The sequence below is a fragment of the Pseudomonas sp. SWRI77 genome (genome assembly GCF_014269105.1).
Classification (GTDB): Bacteria; Pseudomonadota; Gammaproteobacteria; order Pseudomonadales; family Pseudomonadaceae; genus Aquipseudomonas; species Aquipseudomonas capeferrum.
Window position 1 is genome coordinate 144,760 of the sequence record NZ_JABWRV010000005.1, and the last position, 24,445, is coordinate 169,204.

Consider the following 24,445-nt stretch of genomic DNA (forward strand, 5'->3'; position numbering starts at 1 on the left):
GTTACTTAATTGGAAACCTGGGGAAATCATGTTTACGGGTTATGGAAACTGCTATCGCCTGGATGCGCTAGAGCTGGCCACTGAACATGTCCGGAACACGCAGCATTGGACGTACAAAACCATACAGCATTTTCGCGGCATTCTCGCCAGCCCCGACTTTCCGTGCCTGTTCGGGCGCAAGGCGGTCGCCAGCGAGACCTGCCACATCCTCTTCGCCCGCGCCGAGCAGCTGGCCGATGACATCGCTCAGGGCCTGGCCGACTATGTGCGCACCATCGCACCGATTCCGCTCAAGCAGCGCATCGGCAGCCCACTGGTGGTGTTTCTCGAAACCCCTGGCGACTACACCCTCGCCGAGCAACAGGCCTTGGCCTGGAAGGTGCTGCGTGGGGTCCATGCCCGCGACCCACATCCATGGCCGCAGGCCATACCCTCCGACCCGGACGATAACGGCTGGTCGTTCTGCTACGCCGGCATGCCGCTGTTCATCAACATGAACTTCCCGGGCCACCGGCAAATGAAAAGCCGCAACCTGGGCCCGCACATCACCTTCGTCATCAACCCCCGGGAGAACTTCGACGAAGTGGCCAACGCCAGCACTGAAAGTGGCAAGCGTATTCGTGCCCGCATCCGCGAGCGCGTGGCCCACTATAACGACGGCGTCATGCCCGACACCCTTGGCGCTTTCGGCGATGCCGACAACTACGAGTGGAAGCAGTACCAACTGCAGGAGGCAGGTTCGCTCAACCCGTCACGCTGCCCGTTCCACGCCCATGTACCCGCCGACACACTGATCGAGAATTGACCGTGAATACCGCACTGACCGCCACCTATGCACTGACCGTGCTGCTGCTGATCGCCACCCCTGGCCCGGTGGTAGCACTGATCGTCAACACCGCTGCCGCCTCCGGCTCGCGCAAGGCCATGTTCACCGCCGTGGGTACCAACTGGGCGTCCCTGGTACTGATAGGCGCGGCAGCCTGGATCATCCTGACCAGCGCGGCCATCGACAAGGCCTGGCTCAGCGGCATGAGCCTGATGGGCTGCCTGTTCATCGGCTACATCGCCGTGTGCACCCTCAAGGAAGCCCTGCAGGCGCCGGCGTCGGACGCGGCGAACGAGACACAGGGGCCTGGGCGCGGCGGCCTGCTGCAAGGCTTCATGGTGGGCATCTCCAACCCCAAGGACATCATCTTCTTCATCGCCTTTTTCCCCCAGTTCATCCAGATCACCGAGTCGTTCGGCAAGAGCATGGTGGTGCTGTCGCTGCTGTGGGTGGCCATCGATTTCGCCGTGCTCAGCCTGTACATCTTCGCCATCGGCAAGATCGCCTCGCAACGCAGCAACCGCCTGATCAGCCTGGCTTCGGGCGTCGCCCTGTTGCTGATCGCAGCGGGCGGCCTGCTTTACAACCTCAAGGAACTGGCGGCCTGAGCCAGCAACAACGCGAAGGAGTGCCCATGAGATCGACCGACACCAGCACGCCTGTCCCGGGCCCTCCTTCGCCGCTGCAACAGGACTACCAGCGCTTTCTGTTACTCGGCAACCACCGTGCGCCACACACCCTGCAGGTGCACGAGCGCGGTTATCGCTCCGGCACTATCAACACCGATGCCCTTGGCCTGCGCTACAGCCATTGTGCGGGCAAGCGTTTCTCGGCGGCCGAGCGCGGCGCGGCGCCGCGCATCAACTTGCTGGTGGGGGGCTCTACCGCCTTGGGTATCGGCGCCAGCTGCGACGAACATACGGTGGCTTCACATTTGTCGATGCTGACCGGTGAAGTCTGGCTGAACCTGGCCGGCTGCGGGCTCAATGCCGGCCAGGAGCTGCTGATGTTCCTCACCCACCAGCATCGGCTCGGCCAATTGGGCCATGTGGTGGTGCTCAGCGGCCTCAATACACTGGCCCATGAAGCCCTTGGCGAAGTCCTCGCCAGCCCCCACGACCCGCTTCACGCCACGGCCCTGCGCGACACGCTGAACAGCTACAGCGACGGCATGCCGCCTGCTGTGGCCCCGCGCCCGCAATCGCTCTGGCGACGGCTTGGCCAAGCCTTGACCACGCGCCCGCCCGTAGCGCCTGTCGCCAGGCCATTATCGCCCCCTGATAAGCGACTGGCCCGCGCGGCCGACACCATCGGCCGCACCTTGCGCCAATGGGAGCGTCTGCTGGCAGACAGCCATGCCACCCTCACCTTCATACTCCAGCCACTGCTGCCCTGGTGCCGCGAAACCCTGCCTGAGGGTGAGCAGGCCATGCTGACGGCGCTGGAGCAACAGCCGGCCAACTTCGACCGCCTGCTCGACGGGGTCTTTGACAGCCAGTTGCACATGGCCTTCTTTCGCCGCATCAAAAGCCAGGCCGACCCGGTACCCTGTTACGACATGAACAGCATGCTCAGCAGCTCGCCGGTATTCGGCGCCGACCTGTTCGTCGACCGCCTGCACCTCAACGACCTGGGCAACAATGCCCTGGCCAAGGTCATTACCGCCAAGCTGGGCCTGGCCCAGGAAAAACACGCTCAGCGCAAGGTCACGCCCATCAAGCTCGTCTGACAGTTGCCTGCTGGTCTTTCGGCGAGGGCCCTTGGGTGGCTAGAATACGTCGTCGTTCCGATCCGCCTGAGGCGCACCTGTACCTGTCATGAACATCGAAGCCGTCCATCAACAACTGGCCGCCTGCCGTGACTGCGCTTTTCACGAGGCATGCCTGTGAGTCGCGCGGTCATCCTGCCCCCGCTGTTGATCGCCCTGATGCCGTTGGCTGCGCAAGCGCTTGACGTGCGCATCGACCCTCATGCCGACCTGCTCTACCGCCAGGCCCTGCCGCTGCTGGAACAGGCCGACAGCCAAGATGACAGCGCCAGTTCACTGCGCACTGCCCTGGGCAGCGACCCGGAACTCACCCGTCAGGGCCAGGCCCTTGCCCACACGTTGCCTACCGCGGTGGCACTGCTGAAAAAGTCAGTGGCGCTGGGCCACCCGGTGGCGCAGTACCGGCTGGCGCTCTACTACATGACCTATTTGCCCGCCGGGCAGATCCCCGACGCGGCCTGCCCTTTGCTGGTAGCCAGCCTCAAGCAAGGCTTCGCGGCTCCGGCACCGGCCATCGCCACCTGGTGCCCGCCCTACAACGCCAGCGCGGAGTATCGCGCTGCACTGGAGGCGATCCCGAGCATGGCCACCCAGTACGCCCCCTACTACCCGCAACCTGCCACGCGACTGGCCTGTAGCCGCAGCCAGCCGCAGGGCCTGGAAATGCAGTGGGGGCGTCAGCGCGACTACCAGGCCGAGGTGTACCGGCTGCTGGCAGACCTGGACTCGCAACAGCGTCAGACCTTGCTGCAGAAGGCCGTGGACATCAACGGGTGCGTGACAGCGCAACACGGATTGGCCAGCCATCGCTAACGCCCTTGAGCCCGAACAGGGCCCAAACCAGCAAGATCGTTCAAGCCATCGCCATTACCACTCTGGCATGCTGCGCAACCGAGTACACGCGTTGCAGCCACCATGCCCCACAGCCCACACATTGCCCGCCAAGCCTTTCTGCGTGGCGCCATCGCCATCCTCCCGCTGTCCCTGGCCGTGGCCCCCTGGGGCCTTTTGGCCGGGTCCATGGCCATTGAAGCCAACCTCAGTGCCTGGGAAGGCCAAGGCCTGTCGGCTATCGTCTTTGCCGGTGCCGCGCAACTGGTGGCGATTGGCATGCTCAAGGGCGGCGCCAACCTGGCGTCGATCCTGCTCACCACCTTGCTGCTGACCTCGCAGCACCTGCTGTACGGCCTGTCCATGCGCCTTGTGCTGTCGAACCAGCCACTGCGCTGGCGGTTGGGCCTGGGCTTTTTGCTGACCGACGAATTCTTTGCCCTGACCAGCCATTACGACCAGCAACAGTTCAACCGCTGGTACGCGCTGGGCGTGGGCCTGACCTTCTATGTCGCCTGGAACCTGTTTACCCTGGCCGGCATCGTGCTTGGCCAGAACATTCCGCACCTCGATCAGTTGGGCCTGGACTTTTCCATTGTCGCCACCTTCGTCGCCCTGATCGCGCCCCTGGTGCGCAACCTCGCAACGGTAGTGTGTGTGGCCGTTTCGCTGTTCTGCTCGGTGCTGTTCAGTGCCTGGCACTGGGAAACCGCCTTGGTGGCGGCAGGCCTGCTCGGCATGAGCGCCGGTTTCGTTTGCCAGAAGTGCTTTGGAGGCCGTGCATGACTTGGTTACTGATATTCGCCATGGGCGCCATCGTGTTCCTCAACCGCTATGCGTTTCTCGAACCGCGCCTGCCTTTGCGCCTGAGCTCCAACGCCCGGCAGTTTCTCGGGTTTGCGGTGCCGGGCATGCTCACCGCCATCTGCGGGCCGATCATCTTCATGCCTGACCATCACCTGAACCTGAGCCTGCTCAACCCGTATCTGCTGGGCTCAGTGGTGGCCGTCGCCCTGGTGCTGTTGACCCGCAGCGTGTTGCTGAGCATGCTGGTGAGCATGTTGATCTTCTTCCTCCTGCGCAGCTGGCTGGCATGACCACGCCCCTGCGTGAACAGACACACCTGTGGCAGGCGCCGGCGCTGGGCGACGTCGAGATGCTGCACGCGCGGTACTTTCAGCAACGCTTCGCCCCGCACGTGCACGAAGGCTATGTGTTCACCGTGATCGAGTCCGGCGCCCAGCGCTTCTGGCATCGTGGCAGCGAGCACCTGGCCCCGGTCGGCAGCATGGTGCTGATCAACCCCGACGAGCTGCACACCGGCGCCACTGCCCATGAAGCCGGTTGGCGCTATCGCGGCTTCTACCCAGAACATGAACGGGTCACCGGCGTGCTGGAGGAGCTGGAGCTCGGCCGGCACGGCATGCCCAGCTTCAAGGACAGTGTGATCCAGGACCCGGCCCTGGCGCTGGCCTTCAGCCAGTTGCACCAGCTGTCCGAATCGGCTGCCAGTGCGTTGGAGCAGCAGACCGCCTGGCGCCATGCCGTGCTGGCCTTGGTGCAACGCCACGGGCAGTGCGCCGAGCCATCAGCACCCGGCCTCGAGCCCCTGGCGGTGGCGCGTGCGCGCGAATTGCTGGAGAGCCAATTGGCCGACCCGCCCTCGCTTGAAGCCCTGGCGGCTGCGGTCAACCTGTCGCCCTTCCACTTCGCCCGGGTGTTTCGCCAGGCCACCGGCTTGCCGCCGCATGCCTGGCTCAAGCAACGGCGCCTGGCCCGAGCCCGGGAATTCTTGAAAAGCGGCCTGGCGGCGTCCGAGGTGGCATTCAGCCTGGGCTTCGCTGACCAAAGCCACCTGAGCCGGCAGTTCAAGCAGGCCTATGGCGTGACGCCGGGGGCCTATCGACAGGCCTGCCTGCACAGCTAGGCAGGCCGCGGAACTGGCCGGGCAAACGGGTCAGGCACTGCTACACTGACAGGGCTGAATTGGAGGATCCTGCCATGTCCGAAAGAGAGCTCACCACCCTCATATCGCTGATGAACCAGCGTCAGGCCTGCCTGAGCAGTGCTTGCAAGGAGATCGCCGACTGGATCGACCGGCAGGGCGATGTGCCCGTCGCCGGCAAGATTCGCGCGAGCCTCAAGGCCCTGGAGGCCGACGAAGCCCAGGTACGCAAGACCTTGACCTCGCTGACCCTGGACAGGCCGCTGCCACGCTTTCGCAGCTGAATGAACTGGGGCCGCTATGCGGCCCCCGGTATTTCAGTGGTTCATGTGCATGTGGTCATGCCCACCGCCAGCCTCGGCGTTGAGCGGGCGCACCGGCGCCTGCACCTGCAGCGTTTGCTTGCCACCCTTGGCGTCTTCGATGAGCAGGGTCAGAGGCACCTGTTCACCCTCCTTCACCTGCTGCTCCAAGCCCATCAGCATGACGTGCAAGCCATTTGGGTCCAGGGTTACCGCCTTGCCAGCCGGCAACTCGACCGCCTTGACCTCACGCATGCCCATCACATCACCGTTCATGGTCATTTCATGCACCTGCACGGTCTTGGCCACTGGCGACTCGACCCCTACCAGCTTGCTGTCGCTGCTGGCAGTCAAGGTCATGAAGGCACCGGTGGACTGCTGGTGCGGCACGCTGGCACGGACCCAGGCATCACTCACGGTGGTCTCGGCCAACGCTGGCAGGGCAAGCCCCAGCAGGGCGATGGCGGCCAGGCCGCGCTTGAACGGTTGCAGTGAAACAGCCATTAGCAAATCTCCATCAGGGTGACCAGGTCTTCGGCGCATTCCTTGGCGTTCAGGGAATGGCCCAGGCTCAGGCGCAGAGTGCCACGTGTGTCGTAGACGTAGCTGGTGGACGAATGAGAGATGGTGTAGGTGTCACCGGCCGGGACCTTCTCGTAGAACACCTTGAATTCCTTGGCCACCTCGGCGATTTCCTCAGGGGTACCGGTCAGGGCGGTGAACGACGGGTCGAACGCCTTGACGTAGGCATCGAGCACTTCGGGGGTGTCGCGCTCCGGGTCCAGGGTGATGAACACCACCTGGAACAGGTCACGGTCACGGCCCTTGAGCATTTGCCTGATTTGCGCCGCGCGCGCCAGCGTGGTCGGGCAGACCGCCGGGCACTGGGTGAAGCCGAAGAAGATCATCGGCATGCTGCCGTAGAAGCTCGACAGGGTACGCGGGTTGCCTTGGGGGTCCTTGAGGTTGAACTTGCGCCCAAGGATTTCGTTGCTCATGTTCTTGCCGTACTTGAACTCGAGACCCCGGGCCGGGCTGCAGCCGGCCAGCAGGCCAAGCCCGAGAACGCCCATCCCAGCGACAACCGCGCGCCGGGTATACAGATCATTCATGGAACCATCCTTTACAGGCCATCCTTCACAGGAAAGGTGCCGACCCAGGGAGGGGCCGGTCGAAAAACCGGGGCATTCTTACATGACACCCCAAGTGCTTCTACCCGATGAAGGCGGTGTTGGCCTGCAGCCCTTTGAATACGGGCTGCGGCCTGTTGTCGCAGGGGTTGAATCCGTAACAGTTTGTTGCTAAGGACGCGTACTCGTCAGTAGTACGCGTTTTCCTTCTGGGTGTGGTCAGTCACGTCACGCACACCTTTGAGCTCGGGAATGCGCTCGAGCAGGGTGCGCTCGATGCCTTCCTTCAACGTCACGTCAGCCTGGCCGCAGCCTTGGCAACCGCCGCCGAACTGCAGCACGGCAATGCCGTCGTCGACCACGTCCACCAGGCTCACCTGGCCGCCATGGCTGGCCAGACCGGGGTTGATCTCGGTCTGCAGGTAGTAGTTGATACGCTCGTTGATCGGGCTGTCCTCGTTGACCATCGGCACCTTGGCGTTTGGCGCCTTGATGGTCAGCTGGCCGCCCATGCGGTCGGTGGCGTAGTCGACCAGCGCGTCTTCAAGGAAGGGCACGCTGACCGCATCGAGGTAAGCGGTGAAGCTCTTCAGACCCACGGCGGTGTCGTCGGGCTTCTCTTCGCCCGGCTTGCAGTAGGCAATGCACGTCTCTGCGTACTGGGTGCCTGGCTGGGTGATGAAAATGCGAATGCCGATGCCGGGCGTATTCTGCTTGGAGAGCAGATCGGCCAGGTAATCATGGGCGGCGTCGGTAATGGTTATAGCGCTCATGTAAGTTCCTCACAGACTTGCGGCCAAGTGTACGCCAACCTGGCCCCGGCACAAAGTCCTAGTATTTGACTCGGGAAAGCACGTAAGCCGGGGCCTGCCCCCGTGGTGCCGCCAGCCAGGCCTGCATTCGCCGGTACAAGCCACGCTCCAGCCACTGGTAGCTGAACCAGGACATTAGTCCAATGGACGGCACGCACAGGGCAAACACCAGATACGGGTTCAAGTGCAGCCGCTGGCTGGCAAACCAGCCGGCATACAGCACCAGCACGTGGATCAGGTACACCGAATACGAGCAGTCGCCCAGTGCCTTGAGCACCTGGTTACCCTTGAAGCAAGGTTCCAGGGCAATGAAGGCCAGCACCACCAAGGCACTGGGCACGCCCCAGTGCAACAGACGCTGGGAAGCGTCCAGGTGATAGAGGGCGTACCCCGCCACCCCGAGCAACGCCAGCGGCATCCACACGCCCTCGCGAATCAGGCCCCGGCGATACAGCACACCCAGGCCGATGCCGAGCAGGAATTCATAGATGATGTCGTTGTTGTAGAAATGGCTGAGCACGCCCAGCCGGCCCAGCACTTCACTGACCAGCAACAGCGCCGCGCTCACCAGCCACAGGTGATGGCGCTGGCGCACCAGGAACGCCAGGCCGAACAGCAGGTAGAAGAACATCTCGAAATTCAGCGTCCAGCCCACGTTCAAGGTCGGGTAGAGCCCGTACCCCCCAGGGTTTTCCGCTGGCACGAACAGCAACGACAGCAACAGGTGCTGCCAGTCGAACTGCTGGTGCGGCATCCAGCGGCTGGCCGCCAGCAGCAGGCCCGCCATGAGCAAGCTGTAGAACCAATACGCCGGCACGATGCGCAGCACCCGGTTGAGCAGGAACTGACGCGGTTCGATGGTTTTGTCACGGGTCGACAGGTAGATCACCAGCCCACTGATGACGAAGAAGATATCGACGCCTACGGCGCCCCGGTCGGTAAGCAGTTGGCCGATCGGGCCGCGGGCGTGGAAGTCGAAGAAAATCTGCATGAAATGGTGGCAAACCACCACCCAGGCGGCGAACGCCCGCAGTGCCTGAAGCGAATACAGCATGGAATACCCTGCGATTGCCGGTGCATTGAGGCCAGTGACCGAACGCAGAGGGGGCGTTACCCGGGAAGGGCTGCCCAGCAGCCCCCCCCTGCAGTCGATCAGGACCACCTACCGTTTCCGACCGCAGCTACCCCGGAAAGGTCAGGCCAACCGATCAGAGGTTCTCGTAGCGGTTCATGTCCAGCACACCCGCTTCCACCGGCTGGGTCTCCTTGATGTAGCTGTTCAGGTCATGGAAGTACTGCCAGAACTGCGGATGGCTACGGCGCACACCCCAGCGCATGACGATGCGCTCGAACTTGCTCGGGTCATCACGCGCATACTCCATGTCTTCGACAAATTCCGGCACATCCTGGGTCGGTATGTTGAAGATGAAATTCGGGTAGCTGCTGAGTACGCCCGGGTACAAGGTCAGTGTGTCCAGCCCTGGCTGATAGCGGGAAGCCTCGCCCAGCAGGAAGGCGACGTTGCTGTGCGCACGGTTGCGCAGAAGGCTGTACACCTGGCGCTGACCGCCCTGTCCTTCGATGCGCAGCATGCTTGCCTCAGGCAGCTGGTTGATGACCTTGAGCCCCGCCGCCGGGCGCGACACCAGGCGGCTGAGCGACTGCTCGGCATTGCGGAACTCTTCGCTCATTTGCGGCCGTGAGCAGTAGGCACCCTGGCACCGGTTGATCGGGTCGGGCGCCGCATTCAGGCTGCCGGTGCGCTGCAACAGCTTGAGGCCGAAGTCGCGCTTGGGGTTGCCAGGGTCGAGCTTGATGCCGCTCGGGGTATCGGTGTCGATGTCTTCATAGTCAAGCCACATCTTCACTTTGCCGCTGGTCTGGTACCAGTCGCTGAGGATCGCACCGCGCTGATCGGCCGGCATCAGGCGCAAGAAATTGACCTCGGCACCGTTGCGGATCAGGTCGAAGTACAGGCGTGTCTGCAACTGGTGCGAGACGTTGCCGAACACATCGAAGTTGACCGCCAACTGGTAATAGGTGCGCTCCAGCAACGGGTAGTCGAACAGCCACACCGTGAGCGGCACATCGCCGACCAGGCCTTTGCTCACCGAGGCGCTGTCGAAGTGGCGGAAAATGCTCAGCAGCGCATTGTCGTTACCCGCCCACAACGTCGACCAGCCCGGCGCCGGCATTTCGGCATAGGCTTCGCGGCGCAGTTTTTCGTACTCGTTGCGCTTGTCGCGGTAGGCGTGCCAGAGGCTCAGCACACTGCCCACGTCATCGATCTGCCCCGGCATGGCCAGCAACGGGGTGGCGGCGCCGCGGTACTGGGCATCGGTGATGTAGCGATCATGGGCCGGCTCCTGGAACAGCGCCCAGAAGTTGTCGCGAATCACGTCGGTCGCAATCTGCCCACGGCACACCGGGCCGCGGATGAAGGTGCGCACGAAGTACTCGGCGTTGTCCAGCATGAACTGGTAGCGCGCCACCGCCGGGATCGCCTCGAAGGTCTCGAACGGGTTGGCCCGATGACGCGGGCCATAGCCGGGCAGCGCCGCAGCGTGCCAGTCACCGGCGTAAAACAGTTGCTTCACCCGCTTGAGCTTTTGTGGGCCCATTGGGTAGGTGATGTGCGTCTTGTGCACGATCACGCCTTGCACCGGAATCAGCCGGTAATAGAAGTCGGTGCCCGGTGGATCGTTGGGGCGACGGGTAGCGATCAGGTCGACCGGCTGGCCGCTGGGCGTGCGCGAACGCACCCACTGGAAGAAGTGGCCCTGCTCCCCGCCAACGAAGTAGATGTGCGCAAGGAACAGGTGCTCGTACAGCCAACGCCCGACCAGGGCTTCGGTGGAGCCCGGGCGGTTGAGCAGCTCTTCCCAGTCGGCAATCTGCCTGGCCTCGGCCGGGTTCGGCTGGACCGGCTGGTACTCTACCGGCGCCCCCGTGGCCAGCCAGCGTTGCAGCGTACTGTACTCCTGGTCGGTCAGGCCGGTGACCGCCAGCGGCATGCCTTCCCTGGGGTGCGCGCCGGCGTAGGCGTCGAACTCATGGGGCAACGGGCACATGTTGTTGCGGCTGATCCCCAGGACGATGTCCTCGGGCAACTTGGCATTGGGCGTGAGCGGTGTCTTGTGCCCAAGTTCGAGCATGCGCGCCATCAGCGCCGCCTGGCTGCCCTGGCTGTCGAGCACCGAGTAGAAGCCCTTCTTGCGCCACTCGCCCTCGCTGTGGGCGTCGTAGAACAGCCGCGTGGTGGGCACCGCCTTGCTTCGGTCGCCCTGGTACACCGGTACCTTGGTGGCCCCGCGCACGGCCCCTTCGGGGCTTTCCAGCTTGAGCTGGCAGGCCGCGTCGTTACAAGCGTGGCAGGCCACGCATTTCTCGGTGAAGATCGGCTGAATGTCCCGGGTGTAGGAAATGGCCGGACTCGACTGGGGGGCTTGCCCGAACGCCACGCCGCTGATGAGCAAGGCGAAGACGCCGGCAAGAATACGTTGCAGCATGTGCGAAAAGTCCTGGTTCCTGAAAGCCATCACGATTGCCTGGTCGCGCCTGGGTGCTTGTGCGTCAACATGAGCAAAATTCATGCAAATGGGCGATGCGCCTAAAAACCGCGCAGCTTTGTTATGATTCGGCACCTTCTGATATCGCCCGACCAGGTAGTTCCTATGTCCGACCGCAGCGCTCGTCTCCAAGCACTCCAGCACGCACTCAAAGAGCGCATCCTGATCCTCGACGGCGGCATGGGTACTATGATCCAAAGTTATCGCCTCGAGGAACACGACTATCGTGGCACGCGCTTTGCCGATTGGCCAAGCGATGTAAAGGGTAACAACGATCTGTTGCTGCTCAGCCGCCCCGATGTCATCGCCGCCATCGAAAAAGCCTACCTGGATGCTGGCGCCGATATTCTCGAAACCAACACCTTCAACGCCACGCAGATTTCCCAGGCCGATTACGCCATGGAGTCGCTGGTTTACGAGCTGAACGTCGAAGGCGCGCGCATCGCCCGCCAGGTCGCCGATGCCAAGACCCTGGAGACGCCCGACAAACCGCGCTTCGTCGCCGGCGTGCTTGGCCCGACCAGCCGCACCTGCTCGATTTCCCCGGACGTCAACGACCCCAGCTACCGCAACGTCACCTTCGACGAGCTGGTGGAAAACTACGTCGAGGCCACCCGCGGCCTGATCGAGGGCGGTGCCGACCTGATCCTGATCGAAACCATTTTCGACACCCTCAACGCCAAGGCGGCGATCTTCGCCGTGCAGCAGGTGTTCGAGGATGACCAGGTCGAATTGCCGATCATGATCTCCGGCACCATCACCGACGCCTCCGGCCGGACCTTGTCCGGGCAGACCACCGAAGCCTTCTGGAACTCGGTGCGCCATGCCAAGCCGATTTCCGTGGGCCTGAACTGCGCCCTGGGCGCCAAGGACCTGCGCCCGTACCTGGAAGAGTTGTCGACCAAGGCCGACACCCATGTCTCGGCGCACCCCAACGCCGGCCTGCCCAACGCCTTCGGCGAGTACGACGAAACCCCGGCCGAGATGGCCGCAGTGGTCGAGGAGTTCGCCGCCAGCGGCTTCCTCAACATCATCGGCGGCTGCTGCGGCACCACCCCGGGCCACATCCAGGCCATCGCCGAGGCCGTGGCCAAGTACAAACCTCGCGAGATCCCGGAAATCGCCAAGGCCTGCCGCCTGTCGGGCCTGGAACCGTTCACCATCGATCGTCAGTCGCTGTTCGTCAACGTTGGCGAGCGCACCAACATCACCGGCTCGGCCAAGTTCGCCCGGCTGATTCGTGAAGAGAACTACACCGAAGCCCTGGAAGTGGCCCTGCAGCAGGTCGAGGCCGGCGCCCAGGTGATCGACATCAACATGGATGAAGGGATGCTCGACTCCCAGGCCGCCATGGTCCGCTTCCTCAACATGATCGCGGGTGAGCCGGACATCTCCCGGGTACCGATCATGATCGACTCCTCCAAATGGGAAGTGATCGAGGCGGGCCTGAAGTGCATCCAGGGCAAGGGCATCGTCAACTCGATCTCCATGAAAGAAGGCGTCGAGCAGTTCAAGCACCACGCCCGCCTGTGCAAACGCTACGGCGCCGCCGTGGTGGTGATGGCCTTCGACGAGGTCGGCCAGGCCGACACCGCCGCGCGCAAGAAAGAAATCTGCAAGCGCAGCTACGACATCCTGGTCAACGAAGTGGGCTTCCCGCCGGAAGACATCATCTTCGACCCGAACATCTTCGCCGTCGCCACCGGCATCGAAGAGCACAACAACTATGCCGTCGACTTCATCGAAGCCTGCGCCTACATCCGTGACCACCTGCCGCACGCGCTGAGCTCGGGCGGGGTGTCCAACGTGTCGTTCTCGTTCCGCGGCAACAACCCGGTGCGTGAAGCGATCCACTCGGTGTTCCTGTTCCACGCCATCCGCAACGGCCTGACCATGGGTATCGTCAACGCCGGCCAGTTGGAGATCTACGACGAGATCCCGGCCGACCTGCGCAACAAGGTCGAGGACGTGGTGCTCAACCGTACCCCGGAAGGCACCGATGCACTGCTGGCCATTGCCGACGACTACAAAGGCGGCGGCGCCACCAAGGAAGTCGAGAACGAGGCCTGGCGCTCACTGCCGGTCGGCAAGCGCCTGGAACACGCCCTGGTCAAAGGCATCACTGCGCACATCGTCGAAGACACCGAAGAATGCCGCCAGCAATGCGCGCGGCCCATCGAGGTCATCGAAGGCCCGCTGATGAGCGGCATGAACGTGGTCGGCGACCTGTTCGGTGCCGGCAAGATGTTCCTGCCCCAGGTGGTCAAGTCGGCACGCGTGATGAAGCAGGCCGTAGCCCACCTGATCCCGTTCATCGAAGCCGAAAAAGGCGACAAGCCCGAGGCCAAGGGCAAAATTTTGATGGCCACGGTCAAGGGCGACGTGCACGACATCGGCAAGAACATCGTCGGCGTGGTCCTGGGCTGTAACGGTTACGACATCGTCGACCTCGGCGTGATGGTACCGGCAGAGAAGATTCTGCAAACCGCACGCGACGAGAAATGCGACATCATCGGCCTGTCCGGCCTGATTACCCCGTCGCTGGACGAGATGGTCCACGTTGCCCGCGAAATGCAGCGCCAGGGCTTCAACCTGCCGCTGATGATCGGTGGTGCAACCACGTCCAAGGCGCACACGGCCGTGAAGATCGAGCCCAAGTACAGCAACGACGCGGTGATCTACGTCACCGACGCTTCGCGCGCCGTCGGCGTAGCGACCCAGCTGCTGTCCAAGGAGCTCAAACCCGGCTTCGTCGAAAAGACCCGCCTGGACTACGTCGATGTCCGCGAGCGCACGGCCAACCGCAGTGCCCGTACCGAGCGCCTGAGCTACGCCAAGGCGATTGCCGCCAAGCCGCAATACGACTGGGCCGGCTACCAGCCCGCAGTGCCCTCCTTCACCGGCGTCAAGGTGCTGCAGGACATCGACCTGCGGACCCTGGCCGAGTACATCGACTGGACCCCCTTCTTCATCTCCTGGGACCTGGCCGGCAAGTTCCCGCGCATCCTCACCGACGAAGTGGTCGGCGAAGCGGCCACAGCGCTGTACAAAGATGCCCGCGAGATGCTCGACAAGTTGATCGACGAGAAGCTGATCAGTGCCCGCGCAGTGTTCGGCTTCTGGCCGGCCAATCAGGTCGCCGATGACGATATCGAGGTGTATGGCGACGACGGCCAGCCGCTGGCGACCCTGCACCACCTACGCCAGCAGACCATCAAGCCCGACGGCAAGCCGAACTGGTCGTTGGCCGACTTCGTCGCGCCGAAGGGCAGCGGTGTCACCGACTACGTCGGCGGCTTCATCACCACCGCCGGCATCGGCGCCGAGGAAGTGGCCAAGGCGTATCAGGACAAGGGCGACGACTACAGCTCGATCATGGTCAAGGCCTTGGCCGACCGCCTGGCCGAAGCCTGCGCCGAGTGGCTGCACGAACAGGTGCGTAAAGAGCACTGGGGTTACGCCCGTGACGAACACCTGGACAACGAGGCGTTGATCAAGGAGCAGTACAGCGGCATCCGCCCTGCCCCAGGCTACCCGGCCTGCCCGGACCACACCGAGAAAGAAACCTTGTTCCGCCTGCTCGATGGCACGGCCATTGGCGAGACCGGCGCAAGCGGCGTGTTCCTGACCGAACACTTCGCGATGTTCCCGGCGGCGGCGGTCAGTGGCTGGTATTTTGCCCACCCACAGGCGCAGTACTTTGCCGTGGGCAAGGTAGACAAGGACCAGATCGAGCGCTACAGCGCGCGCAAGGGCCAGGAAGTGAGCGTGAGCGAGCGTTGGTTGGCACCTAACCTCGGGTACGACAACTAAGACTCTGCTGGCCCTTTCGCGGGTTCAACCGCGAAAGGGCCAGCAAAGCCAACTACCCTGGCATTGCCTACACTGTCCCTGATTGCCTCCGAAACCCAGGAGCCACCATGGACGACTCAAGCCAAGGCAAGCCCCCCACCTTCTGGCAAATGCTGCACAGCATCCTCGCCGCCGCCTTCGGCGTGCAAAGCGGCAAGAACCGCGCGCGCGACTTCACCCACGGCAAGGCCAGCCACTTCATTGCCATGGGCACGGTGTTCACCCTGCTGTTCATTCTGCTGCTGATCGGGTTGGTGCAGCTGGCCATGCACCTGACGGCACGCTGACGTTCAGCCTGCATGAAAACGCCTGCGGGCATCCACCCCGCAGGCGCTCAGGCTGCATCACGGTCTGACGGGAAGTCTACTGGTGGCTGACCCAATACACGGCGGTAACGACCACCAGCACGATCAAGCACAGAATCGCCCAGGCATCGACACTGCTGTCAGCTTTGCGGACCTTGGTTGAGTTTCCCATTGCATTGCCTCTTGTAGTGGTTATGGGAATGCACTTCACCCAAAGCAGTAAAGACGAGCAATGCCCTTCCCTCAAGCAGGGTTTTTCGCCAGTCGCAGCCAGGCAGATCAATAGTCCACAGGGGATGTCAGGAAGGGGTACTGAAAATCGGATGGACGGCCTTCAGCGCTGTAGCGTCGAAAGTCGACGCCGTAGTCGTCACGTCCGAGCAGCTTGAGCCAGCGTCGGGCCTTGTCCGGGTCAATCGACTGCAGCACCGGCACACTGTGCTCACGCCGCCCGTCCCGATTGATCGGCAGCCCCTGCGCATCGTCATTGAGCATGACCATGGCCCAACCACCCAAGGTGAAATGCCCGCCCATGAGCACGCCCAGACGCCCGTCGATGCGCGCACGCAGCGCTTGCGGCGAGCTGTTGACGGCGCTGAATACCGCATCCCGCCCCGGTATTCGCCCGGCAGCCTCGAACGCCTGCATGGCGCCGAAGGCCATCTCGTCGTTGGCCGACCACACCAGGCGTGTGCCCGGGTAGCGCTGCAACAGCAGTTGCGCCTGCTCGAATGCACGCTGCCGGTTCCAGCCGCCATACACCACCTGGCGCAAGCGCACCTGGGGGAAGTCGGCCAAGGCGCGGCGCATGCCCGCTTCACGCAGTTGCGAGGCGGGGGTGGTCTTGACCCCGGCAAACGCCACGAGGTCCACCGGCTCGTTGCTCGGCGGCAGCAGGGCGACCATCTCGTGCAGCATCTGGTAACCGGCTTGCTCGTCGTTGGTGATCAACGTGCCCAGTACCTGGGCATACTTCTCGGGCTGGGCCTCGATGCTCTGCGCCTGGCTGGCGGTCAGGCCGTTATTGACCAGAAACAGCTTGACCCCGGTGCCCTGGGACAGCCGGATGATTTCCGGCGCCACGTACTGCTCGTTGACCAGCACCAGGTAGTCCGGGCGCTGCGGGCCTTTGAGCAGCGCCCGTGCCTGGTTCAGCGCACGTTCGGCGCTGCGTTCGCTGTATTCCACCCGCAGCGTCAGGCCCAGGTCGTCGGCCGCCGCCTGCATGAAGCGCGAATAGCCAACCCAGAATGTCTCGTTCGAAAGGCCCGGGTTAAGGAACACGACTGAAGCAGCCTGCGCATTGGCTGCCAACGGCAGGCTCAGGCACAAGCTTTGGCACAGCGCCTTGAGCATGCGGTTACACCCCTTGCAACAAACCCGCGAGTATAAACCTACGACCCGCGTTGACGAACAAATGCCAGTCAGTCTCACTTAGTTCGTTTGGTTCTTTTCATATGCAAAAACATCACTTTAGCGCATAAACACACTCTGATATCGTTTCCCAGCTCCGAACCGGAGTGCGCGGCCGTGCGCGCGAATAGCTGCATGCAGCCTGAGACAGGACTTTTATGTACGTATACGACGAGTACGATCAGCGGATCATCGAGGACCGCGTCAAGCAGTTCCGTGATCAGACCCGCCGCTACCTGGCCGGTGAGCTGAGCGAAGAAGAATTCCGCCCTCTGCGCCTGCAGAACGGCCTGTATATCCAACGTTTCGCGCCGATGCTGCGCGTCGCCGTGCCTTATGGCCAGCTGAACGCCCGCCAGGTCCGCACACTGGCCAAGATCGCTCGCGACTACGACAAGGGCTACGCCCACATTTCCACCCGCCAGAACGTGCAGTACAACTGGCCGGCGCTGGAAGACATCCCGGACATCCTTGCCGAGCTGGCCACGGTGCAGATGCACGCGATCCAGACCAGCGGCAACTGCCTGCGCAACACCACCACCGACCAGTTCGCCGGTGTCGCCGCAGATGAGCTGATCGACCCGCGCCCGTGGTGCGAGATCGTCCGTCAGTGGACCACCTTCCACCCGGAATTCGCCTACCTGCCGCGCAAGTTCAAGATTGCCATCAACGGCTCGAAGGAAGACCGCGCTGCCATCGAAGTGCACGATATCGGCCTGGAGCCGGTGCGCAACGAAGCCGGCGAGCTTGGCTTCCGCGTGCTGGTGGGCGGCGGCCTGGGCCGTACCCCGGTGGTCGGCTCGTTCATCAACGAGTTCCTGCCCTGGCAGGACCTGATCAGCTACCTGGACGCCATCCTGCGCGTGTACAACCGTTACGGTCGCCGTGACAACAAGTACAAGGCGCGGATCAAGATTCTGGTCAAGGCGCTGACGCCTGAAGTGTTCGCCGAAAAGGTCGAGGCCGAAATGGTCCACCTGCGTGGCGGCAGCAGCACCCTGACCGAAGATGAAGTCCAGCGCGTGTCGCGCCACTTCGTCGACCCGGACTACCTGGCCCTCGACAACGTCGATTACAGTGCCCTGGACGCCGAATACCCAGGTTTCGCTCGCTGGCGCTCGCGCAACACCCGCGCCCACAAGCGCCCTGGCTACGTGGCCGTGACCTTGTCGCTGAAGCCCACCGGCGTTGCCCCTGGCGACCTGACCGACAAGCAGCTGGACGCCGTGGCGGACCTCGCCGAGCGCTACAGCTTTGGCTTCCTGCGCACCTCGCACGAGCAGAACATCATCCTCGCCGACGTCGAACAGCGCCAGCTGCACGCCCTGTGGCAGGAGCTGCGTGAAGGTGGCTTCGCCACGCCGAACATCGGCCTGTTGACCGACATCATCTGCTGCCCGGGTGGTGACTACTGCTCGCTGGCCAACGCCAAGTCGATCCCGATCGCCGAATCCATCCAGCGCCGTTTCGACGACCTGGACTACCTGTTCGACATCGGCGAGATCGACCTCAACATCTCTGGCTGCATGAACGCCTGCGGCCACCACCACGTGGGCCACATCGGCATCCTCGGCGTGGACAAGAAAGGCGAGGAGTTCTACCAGGTGTCCCTGGGCGGCAACGCTGCGCGTGACGCGAGCCTGGGCAAGATCCTCGGCCCATCCTTCGCCCAGGACGCCATGGCCGACGTGATTGAAAAGCTGATCGCCGTGTACGTCGAACAACGTACCGAGGAAGAGCGCTTCATCGACACCTACCAGCGTATCGGCATCGACCCCTTCAAGGAACGCGTCTATGCAGCGAATCATTAAGAACAACCAGATCGTCGACGAAACCTGGCACCTGCTGCCCAAGGAAACCACCCTCGACGAGCTGAGCAACTGCGACGATTACATCGTCCCGCTGCAACTGTGGCGTGACCATGCCCACGTGCTCAAGGCCCGCGACGGCGGCCTGGGCGTGTGGCTGGACAGCGACGAGGAAGCGGAAGAGATCGGCGAGGACGTGCAGCACTTCCAGGTCATAGCCCTGAACTTCCCGGCCTTCACTGATGGGCGCAACTACTCCAACGCGCGCCTGCTGCGTGACCGCTACCAGTTCAAAGGCGAGCTGCGCGCCATCGGCGACGTTCTGCGCGACCAGCTGTTTTTCATGGCCCGTTGCGGTTTCGATGCGTTTGCCATCCGTCCCGACAAGGACCCGGAAGATGCACTGGAAGGTCTGAAAGACTTCTCGGTGACCTATCAGGGCGCCACCGATCAACCGCTGCCGCTGTTCCGCCGCCGCTGACCGCTGCAAGTACGGCCCACCACCCGGCGGGCCGTACCCTTTCTTCTACCGCAACCCACGCAACACCGCTTTTCAGCCTCTGCGGCCCCGGGGTTTCCTGCTCGCAGTGGCTTGCTGCTGCTCTAGCGCCCTGGCCCATTCGGCCTGCACCCGTGCCAGCGCCTCGCGTATTCGCTGCATGACCTCTTCGTTCAGCTGATTGTGTTCGAGATTGATCGTTTCCGGGTGGGCTTCGATCCAGTTCAACGCGTCCTCGCCAAGCGTCGCAATGCGGTTACCACGCAGGTCCACGACCAGGTCCGGGTAGCGCTGCATCAACGCCAGCGGAACACTGCGCAAGCCTGTTGCACGCAACGACACGTACTGCAGGTGAACGTTGTAGCGCAACTGAGGGGCCACACCCAACGGGTTTCCATCAAAGTCCAGGACTTCCAACTGGGAGAACCACTCCAGGCGCAACTGGCTTGCTGCATCGAGGGTTATCACATTGTCGTGCAGGTACAGCTGGGTCAGCCTGCCCAGATGATTCAAATGCTCCGGGACAGTGGCAAAGCGGTTCGCGCCAAGGTTGAGAATATTCAGTTGGGCAAGGTTGCCAAGGCTGCTGGGCACACTGCTCAGCAGGTTACCGCTCAACTGCAGGTTCTCAAGGCTTGCCAACTGCCCGATGCGCTCATCGAGTACGTTGAGCCGATTGAACGAAAGGTCCAGGCTGGCCAGTTGGGCCAACTGCTCGACTCCGGCCGGCAGTTGCTCAAGGTGGTTGCCACTGAGGTCCAGATCGGTCAGGAGGGTCAGGTGCTGCAACCCTGTCACCGTCTCAAGCAGATTTCCGCCAAGGTCCAAGCTGCGCAACTGCGGCAGGTGTTCCAGCCCGCCAAGCTCGGTCAGTCGGTTGCCAGACAGCTGCAAGACCTCCAGATTGGGAAAATGACGCAGGAAATCAGGCTCGATGGTCGAAAGCTGATGACTGCCCAGAGACAAGGCTCGTAGCCGGTCGAACATGATGCCGCCGGGCAGCACTGGCAAAGAACTGATGGTCATTCCCGTGCGGGTTGTGCTCAGGGACGGCCCTTCTTCGCGATAATTCGACTGCCAGAGCGTGCGCAGTACATCCGCGACATGGGACCGCGCTGAATGCTCTGGCTCGCCCGGCAACCCGCGCCATAGCGCCAGGCTTGTTTCAAGCCGCCTCGACAGGTGCGCAAACGCCCGGGTGCCAGGCCCCTGGGGAGGGTGGAGCCGATACCATGTCCAGTAACTGCCGCGGGCCAGTGTCAGCGTCAGTGCCTGCTCCTCCTCCCGGCGCTGTTCGGTGATGCGTGCCAACGCTTCTGGCGCCCCCTGATCATGGCCTTGGTCTGCGGCAAGTGCGGCTTGTCGTTCAACGTAGGCCTGACGGATGACGGCAAACTGATCGTCGTAAGCAACCCGAACGTGATCTTCCCAGAACGCCTGCTGCGCCAGGAACTGGCTGAGCGCCTCGGACGTCTCGGCCTCGTACACAGCTGCTTCGGCCCCGACAAGATCATCTGGCGTCACATGCTCGACGTGCCTGAAACTCAAGTACGTCGGCTGGCCATAAATGCCCAACTGCTCTGCGAGCTGTGCCCGAAATGCCAGGTAGATCTCACTCGGGTTGAATGACACGGCGCGCAGACGCAGGCCTTCCATATGACGTGCAGCAAAGCGGTTCACCTGATCGAGCCTGAACAGCTCACGCCCAAGGCTACGCAGCTCACGCTCGATACGCCGGCCGTGCACCCCATCGGTACGCAATGCAACCTGCAACCTGATGATGAGGGCATCAAGGTCGACGCTGCTGCGAGGCACAGCCGCTTGCAGGAAAATTGCCTGTCGAATGTGAGCATGGTGGTACATGGCGCTTATCAACTCGCCTACCCGACGCCGCATCTCTGCGGGTTCAAGCGCAAACTTCTCGCTAGCCCGCAACGCATCGAGAAATGCGAAGAACCCGCCGCTGCCAGCCTCATGCTCAAGCGCCCGCCACTGGCTGCGATGCAGTGCCGCTTCGTGCTCGCTCACCCCTTCGAACCAGCGCTCACTGCTTCCTGCACCCTGCTCGAGTGGTACTGCAGGCGCCCCCAGCGGCAGCCGCTCGCGTGCTACTGCCGATAGCGGATTACCCAGCAAATGCACCCGTTCGGGGTTGGCGCGCAGCGCGTTCGCCTGCGCTTCGCTGATATCAACGATGAGGTTGTCGCGCAGATCAATCTGCCGAAGCTGCGTCAATGCAGCAGTTTCGGGTATCGATGTTAACCGGTTAGACGACAAATCCAGCCGATGCACATTGGGAAAGCGGGCGAGAAAAGCCGAGTCGACAGTTGTCAGATCCAGGCTACGCAGGGTAAGCGTGGTCACATGATCAAAACGCACCGTTTCTGGCAGTTCCGGCAGGGTGCCCAGGCGCGTGCCTTCCAGCGTCAGTGCTGGATGCCCTTCAACATCGTGCACGCGTCGTTGCCAGGCATGACGAATCCGCCGTGCCATACGCACCCGCCTGAGCAACTGGATCGGCCCGGACGATTGTCGCCGCCAAAGGCCCAATGCATGATCCAGGGCACGCAGCTCTTCACACAGGCGCAAGTAGTAGTTCCAAGGGGTCAGCCCAAGCGCGCGGGCGTCTTGCGCGAAGCGTGCCATCGTACTTGAGTCAATGTCGGGGAACAGCCGTTGGATACCGCGCCGCAACGCACGATCGCTGCTCTCGCCACGCCCGCTCAGCGGGTAGCCCAGGCGACCATCGCCGAGCCGTACCGGTGGCCTGAAACCACGTCCGATCGGCGCCATGCCCAACAGCGCTGCGGCATGATCGCGCTGCTCACCGGCCCACAGCGACAGCGCCTCAGCCAGCGCCTCAGGTGAGTCGCCAGCGTTACCCAAAGCCCGCTTCTGCCAAGGGTCAAGTTGCAGCAACAGGGCCTGGAACAAAGAGTCTTCGGCCGTTGCCGAAGGCAGCGGGACACCGTGCGCATCCAACGCCTGATAGCCATGGGCAGTTCGGACTACGCTACGGACTTCACTAGCCTCTTGCGCACCGGCCCAGGCAGACCGTGCGCCCAAGTGCGTATCGCCACGCACCTCGATACGCACGCCGCGCCAAGGAGCACGGTCAGCGATCAGGCCCAGCGCCAGTTGCTCGGTATCACGATTGATCGCTGCGGCTTGCAGCAGCCCCGCGCAAGCGCGGTCCAGGCGCGTATCGCGCAAGTACCAGCGCGCGTGCTCGGCCAAGGCCAGCGGTACACGCTGGTGTGCCTGCAACTGCTCGACCAGGTCTTCACCAGCGTGTGCGATGATCTCCCGCGCGCCCAGCACCGACAACCCGGGGAAATCCCGACGCAGCAGGGTTTCGGCCTCGGACGGCCAGGGCTGCTGCGCCAGCAACTGCAGCTCGAAGCCCTCGCCTTGCAGCCCTGGCAACTGCGTGTGCAACTGTTGCCGCTGCAGCGCATCCAACACCCGGGCCGGGGGCGAGGCGTGTTCCACATGCAATCGGCGCAACAGGTCTTCATTGAGCCCTGTGGCCCGCATCACGTTATGTATGGCCTGCTCGTCGAGGTTCGCCCAATCTGCAGCGAGGTCCTTGAACAGCTGAACACTGCCGTGCCATTCATGTGGGGTCTCAAGTTCATGCTGCCAGCCACCGGCATCGTTGCCTTCAAGCAACGGTGCGTAGGCATTGTTGCGCGTGGGGTGGCGGATACGGCGCTGCTGGGTTTCGCCGTCTGCTGAGGTCACATGGCTGGCCAGGGGGGTACGCACCACTTCTGCGCCTTGCACCGTGACCACCGTGCCGACGGTGCCTTGGTGTTGAACGGCATACCCTGGCAAGTCGAGGTCGCACAACTTCACCGTGCCATCAACCGCATGCACCGGCACCAACGTTTCGACCCGTACGTTACGCGCCAGCCGGTGCGATGCTGCGCCTGCACCAGCATTCACAGCGGTCATGGCCACGGTTTCTGCAACCGCATACACATGTTCCAGAGCGCCCTGGCGGTCCCCCAGTTGCCAATCGGCATAACCCTCGTAGACCTCATCCGCCACCTGCAGCGCAGTGATGCCCAGCAACGGCAAAGCCAGCACGGGCAGCGCGAAACTTGCCAGGCCCAACGCATCAAGGGCAAAACTCAGGTAGAAATGCAGGCGCCTGTCGCGTACCTGCGCATCCACTTCTGCAGTGGGCACGCCGTGCACCTTGGCGTTGTCCAGCAGGGTGTCGATCTGCTGCGTGCGCAAATGCTCGAACAGCGGCAGCTCGATTGCTTCATGACGCCCGTCAAGCTCGACCGGCACATCCCGGTCGGTGGCTTTCAGCGCGTTATCCAGGGCGCGCACGTAGGCTTGCAGGTCACGTGCACCGATGAACCGCTGAAAGAACTCGACGTACCCAGGCAAGCGAAACTGCTTGCCCAGGGTCAAGTACAAGACATCCCAGGACGGGTACCAGGTCAAGGGGCCTTGAGGGTCATCGGGGATCCAGCACAATATCCCCTCGAATACCTCACCAGTGGCCTCCTGATGAGTGATTTCAAACGCCACCGCACCGCGTACCCGCTGACCGAATACCCGCAGTTGCATGGGCCGCAGCCCTGAAGCCGAAAACGCCTCGGATGAAAACAGCGCAACCAGCGCAGCACAATGTTCATAAGCGTGCTGCGCAATTTCCCCGTTGGCCAGCGATAACCGCAACGCCGCCTCCAGGTTTGCACGCAAGCCCTCCTCGATCAGTGCTTCGAGTTGACGACCGGCCTCCCCTGCTGGTGTCAGGTGCGCCTGGAGGTACGACTGGTACTGGCCCCCGAGGTCTAGCGAGCGGCACAGCCTGAAGAATGCCTTGGGAGCAAGCGAACAAGGCTGCCCGGTTGCATCCAGCACCGCGGTCCCCTGCATGATTGCGCTGGCGAATGTTTCGCCCTCGGTGAAGTTATGCAAGGCCGATTGCAGCAAGCTGTGTTCATAAACCTGTTCTTTGACCCCATCTGGCACGTGCGCAATGTGCGAGGGGAAGCGCTGTAAGGTTCTGCGTCGCAATGTGGCCTGACGCACATCGAGCGTCAGCTGATGCTGCGCTTGCAGTGCGTGTTGCAGCAATGGGGCGGCGAACACGTCCAGCGGTGCGATCTGCGCCAGCAGGTCGTGCAGTAGCTGTTGTACCTGCTGTTGACGGCGCTGGCTTTCGTGTAACGCGTAAAGGGTATCGAGTGGGGCCTCGGTCAGCCAGGCAGGCAAGCGACTGGCAATCAAGGCATCTGTTGACGCTTCGGGAAATGGCGGGGTCTGCATCACAGGCTCCTTATGGCGAGAGCTGCGATTGCACCACTGCCAAGCGGGGGGCTGGCGGTAACTATTGCAAACCGCCCCACTGGCAGCGGCAGC

The 24,445-nt window shown here is 62.9% G+C and carries 19 protein-coding genes; 12 read left to right on the forward strand and 7 right to left on the reverse strand.

What is annotated here, in order from left to right; genetic code table 11:
* Window positions 1-28: 28 nt before the first annotated feature.
* From HU766_RS07450 to HU766_RS07485, 8 genes are all read left to right on the forward strand, one after another.
* A complete protein-coding gene (locus tag HU766_RS07450; protein ID WP_033698995.1) occupies window positions 29-805 on the forward strand; it encodes a YqcI/YcgG family protein in 777 nt (258 codons plus the stop codon).
* 2 nt (window positions 806-807) lie between these two features.
* A complete protein-coding gene (locus HU766_RS07455) occupies window positions 808-1,434 on the forward strand; it encodes a LysE family translocator (RefSeq protein WP_033698997.1) in 627 nt (208 codons plus the stop codon).
* A gap of 26 nt (window positions 1,435-1,460) precedes the next feature.
* The gene (locus HU766_RS07460; protein WP_186654969.1) at window positions 1,461-2,555 is read left to right on the forward strand and encodes a hypothetical protein; all 1,095 of its coding nucleotides are present in this window, start codon (window positions 1,461-1,463) and stop codon (window positions 2,553-2,555) included.
* 150 nt (window positions 2,556-2,705) lie between these two features.
* The gene (locus tag HU766_RS07465; protein WP_186654972.1) at window positions 2,706-3,407 is read left to right on the forward strand and encodes a sel1 repeat family protein; all 702 of its coding nucleotides are present in this window, start codon (window positions 2,706-2,708) and stop codon (window positions 3,405-3,407) included.
* A gap of 102 nt (window positions 3,408-3,509) precedes the next feature.
* Window positions 3,510-4,211, forward strand: coding sequence for an AzlC family ABC transporter permease (locus HU766_RS07470; protein ID WP_186654974.1), 702 nt, complete (start codon window positions 3,510-3,512; stop codon window positions 4,209-4,211).
* Entirely contained in the window at window positions 4,208-4,522 is a 315-nt protein-coding gene (locus tag HU766_RS07475) for an AzlD domain-containing protein (RefSeq protein ID WP_047581077.1), read from the forward strand. Before HU766_RS07470 ends, HU766_RS07475 begins: the two co-directional genes overlap by 4 nt.
* Window positions 4,519-5,352, forward strand: coding sequence for an AraC family transcriptional regulator (locus HU766_RS07480; RefSeq protein ID WP_186654976.1), 834 nt, complete (start codon window positions 4,519-4,521; stop codon window positions 5,350-5,352). The genes HU766_RS07475 and HU766_RS07480 overlap by 4 nt, the downstream gene beginning before the upstream one ends.
* A 74-nt stretch (window positions 5,353-5,426) precedes the next feature.
* On the forward strand, window positions 5,427-5,654 hold the full coding sequence (locus HU766_RS07485) for a hypothetical protein (protein WP_033699008.1): 228 nt from the start codon (window positions 5,427-5,429) through the stop codon (window positions 5,652-5,654).
* A gap of 33 nt (window positions 5,655-5,687) precedes the next feature.
* On the opposite strand, the gene HU766_RS07490 is transcribed toward HU766_RS07485, so the two are convergent.
* The 5 genes from HU766_RS07490 to HU766_RS07510 all read right to left on the reverse strand — a co-directional run bounded on the left by HU766_RS07490 (window position 5,688) and on the right by HU766_RS07510 (window position 11,123).
* Window positions 5,688-6,176: a copper chaperone PCu(A)C gene (locus tag HU766_RS07490; protein WP_186654978.1), complete on the reverse strand. Its 489-nt coding sequence runs from the start codon at window positions 6,174-6,176 to the stop codon at window positions 5,688-5,690.
* Window positions 6,176-6,784: an SCO family protein gene (locus HU766_RS07495; protein ID WP_033699010.1), complete on the reverse strand. Its 609-nt coding sequence runs from the start codon at window positions 6,782-6,784 to the stop codon at window positions 6,176-6,178. The genes HU766_RS07490 and HU766_RS07495 overlap by 1 nt, the downstream gene beginning before the upstream one ends.
* A 206-nt stretch (window positions 6,785-6,990) precedes the next feature.
* Window positions 6,991-7,575 (reverse strand): Fe-S biogenesis protein NfuA, encoded by a 585-nt coding sequence (gene nfuA / locus HU766_RS07500; RefSeq protein ID WP_012271640.1) that lies wholly within the window; start codon window positions 7,573-7,575, stop codon window positions 6,991-6,993.
* A 58-nt stretch (window positions 7,576-7,633) separates the two neighbouring features.
* Window positions 7,634-8,668: an acyltransferase gene (locus tag HU766_RS07505; RefSeq protein ID WP_186654981.1), complete on the reverse strand. Its 1,035-nt coding sequence runs from the start codon at window positions 8,666-8,668 to the stop codon at window positions 7,634-7,636.
* Window positions 8,669-8,822: 154 nt separating this feature from the next.
* On the reverse strand, window positions 8,823-11,123 hold the full coding sequence (locus HU766_RS07510) for a fatty acid cis/trans isomerase (protein ID WP_047581147.1): 2,301 nt from the start codon (window positions 11,121-11,123) through the stop codon (window positions 8,823-8,825).
* Between the two features lie 165 nt (window positions 11,124-11,288).
* On the opposite strand from HU766_RS07510, the gene metH reads away from it, so the two are divergent.
* Together metH and HU766_RS07520 are read left to right on the forward strand one after the other, a co-directional pair.
* A complete protein-coding gene (gene metH, locus HU766_RS07515) occupies window positions 11,289-14,996 on the forward strand; it encodes a methionine synthase (RefSeq protein ID WP_156310781.1) in 3,708 nt (1,235 codons plus the stop codon).
* Between the two features lie 107 nt (window positions 14,997-15,103).
* Entirely contained in the window at window positions 15,104-15,322 is a 219-nt protein-coding gene (locus tag HU766_RS07520; protein ID WP_033699015.1) for a DUF2970 domain-containing protein, read from the forward strand.
* A 297-nt stretch (window positions 15,323-15,619) separates the two neighbouring features.
* Here the strand turns inward: HU766_RS07520 and HU766_RS07525 are convergent, their stop codons facing one another.
* Window positions 15,620-16,696, reverse strand: a complete 1,077-nt coding sequence (locus tag HU766_RS07525; RefSeq protein ID WP_033699017.1) for an ABC transporter substrate-binding protein — start codon at window positions 16,694-16,696, stop codon at window positions 15,620-15,622.
* A gap of 215 nt (window positions 16,697-16,911) precedes the next feature.
* Here HU766_RS07525 and HU766_RS07530 point away from each other — a divergent pair, with 215 nt between their 5' ends.
* Together HU766_RS07530 and HU766_RS07535 are read left to right on the forward strand one after the other, a co-directional pair.
* Entirely contained in the window at window positions 16,912-18,564 is a 1,653-nt protein-coding gene (locus tag HU766_RS07530) for a nitrite/sulfite reductase (RefSeq protein ID WP_047581084.1), read from the forward strand.
* Window positions 18,548-19,042, forward strand: coding sequence for a DUF934 domain-containing protein (locus tag HU766_RS07535; RefSeq protein ID WP_186654985.1), 495 nt, complete (start codon window positions 18,548-18,550; stop codon window positions 19,040-19,042). Before HU766_RS07530 ends, HU766_RS07535 begins: the two co-directional genes overlap by 17 nt.
* A 72-nt stretch (window positions 19,043-19,114) precedes the next feature.
* Here the strand turns inward: HU766_RS07535 and HU766_RS07540 are convergent, their stop codons facing one another.
* Complete coding sequence (locus HU766_RS07540) at window positions 19,115-24,352, reverse strand: NEL-type E3 ubiquitin ligase domain-containing protein (protein WP_186654987.1); 5,238 nt, start codon at window positions 24,350-24,352, stop codon at window positions 19,115-19,117.
* Between the last annotated feature and the right edge of the window lie 93 nt (window positions 24,353-24,445).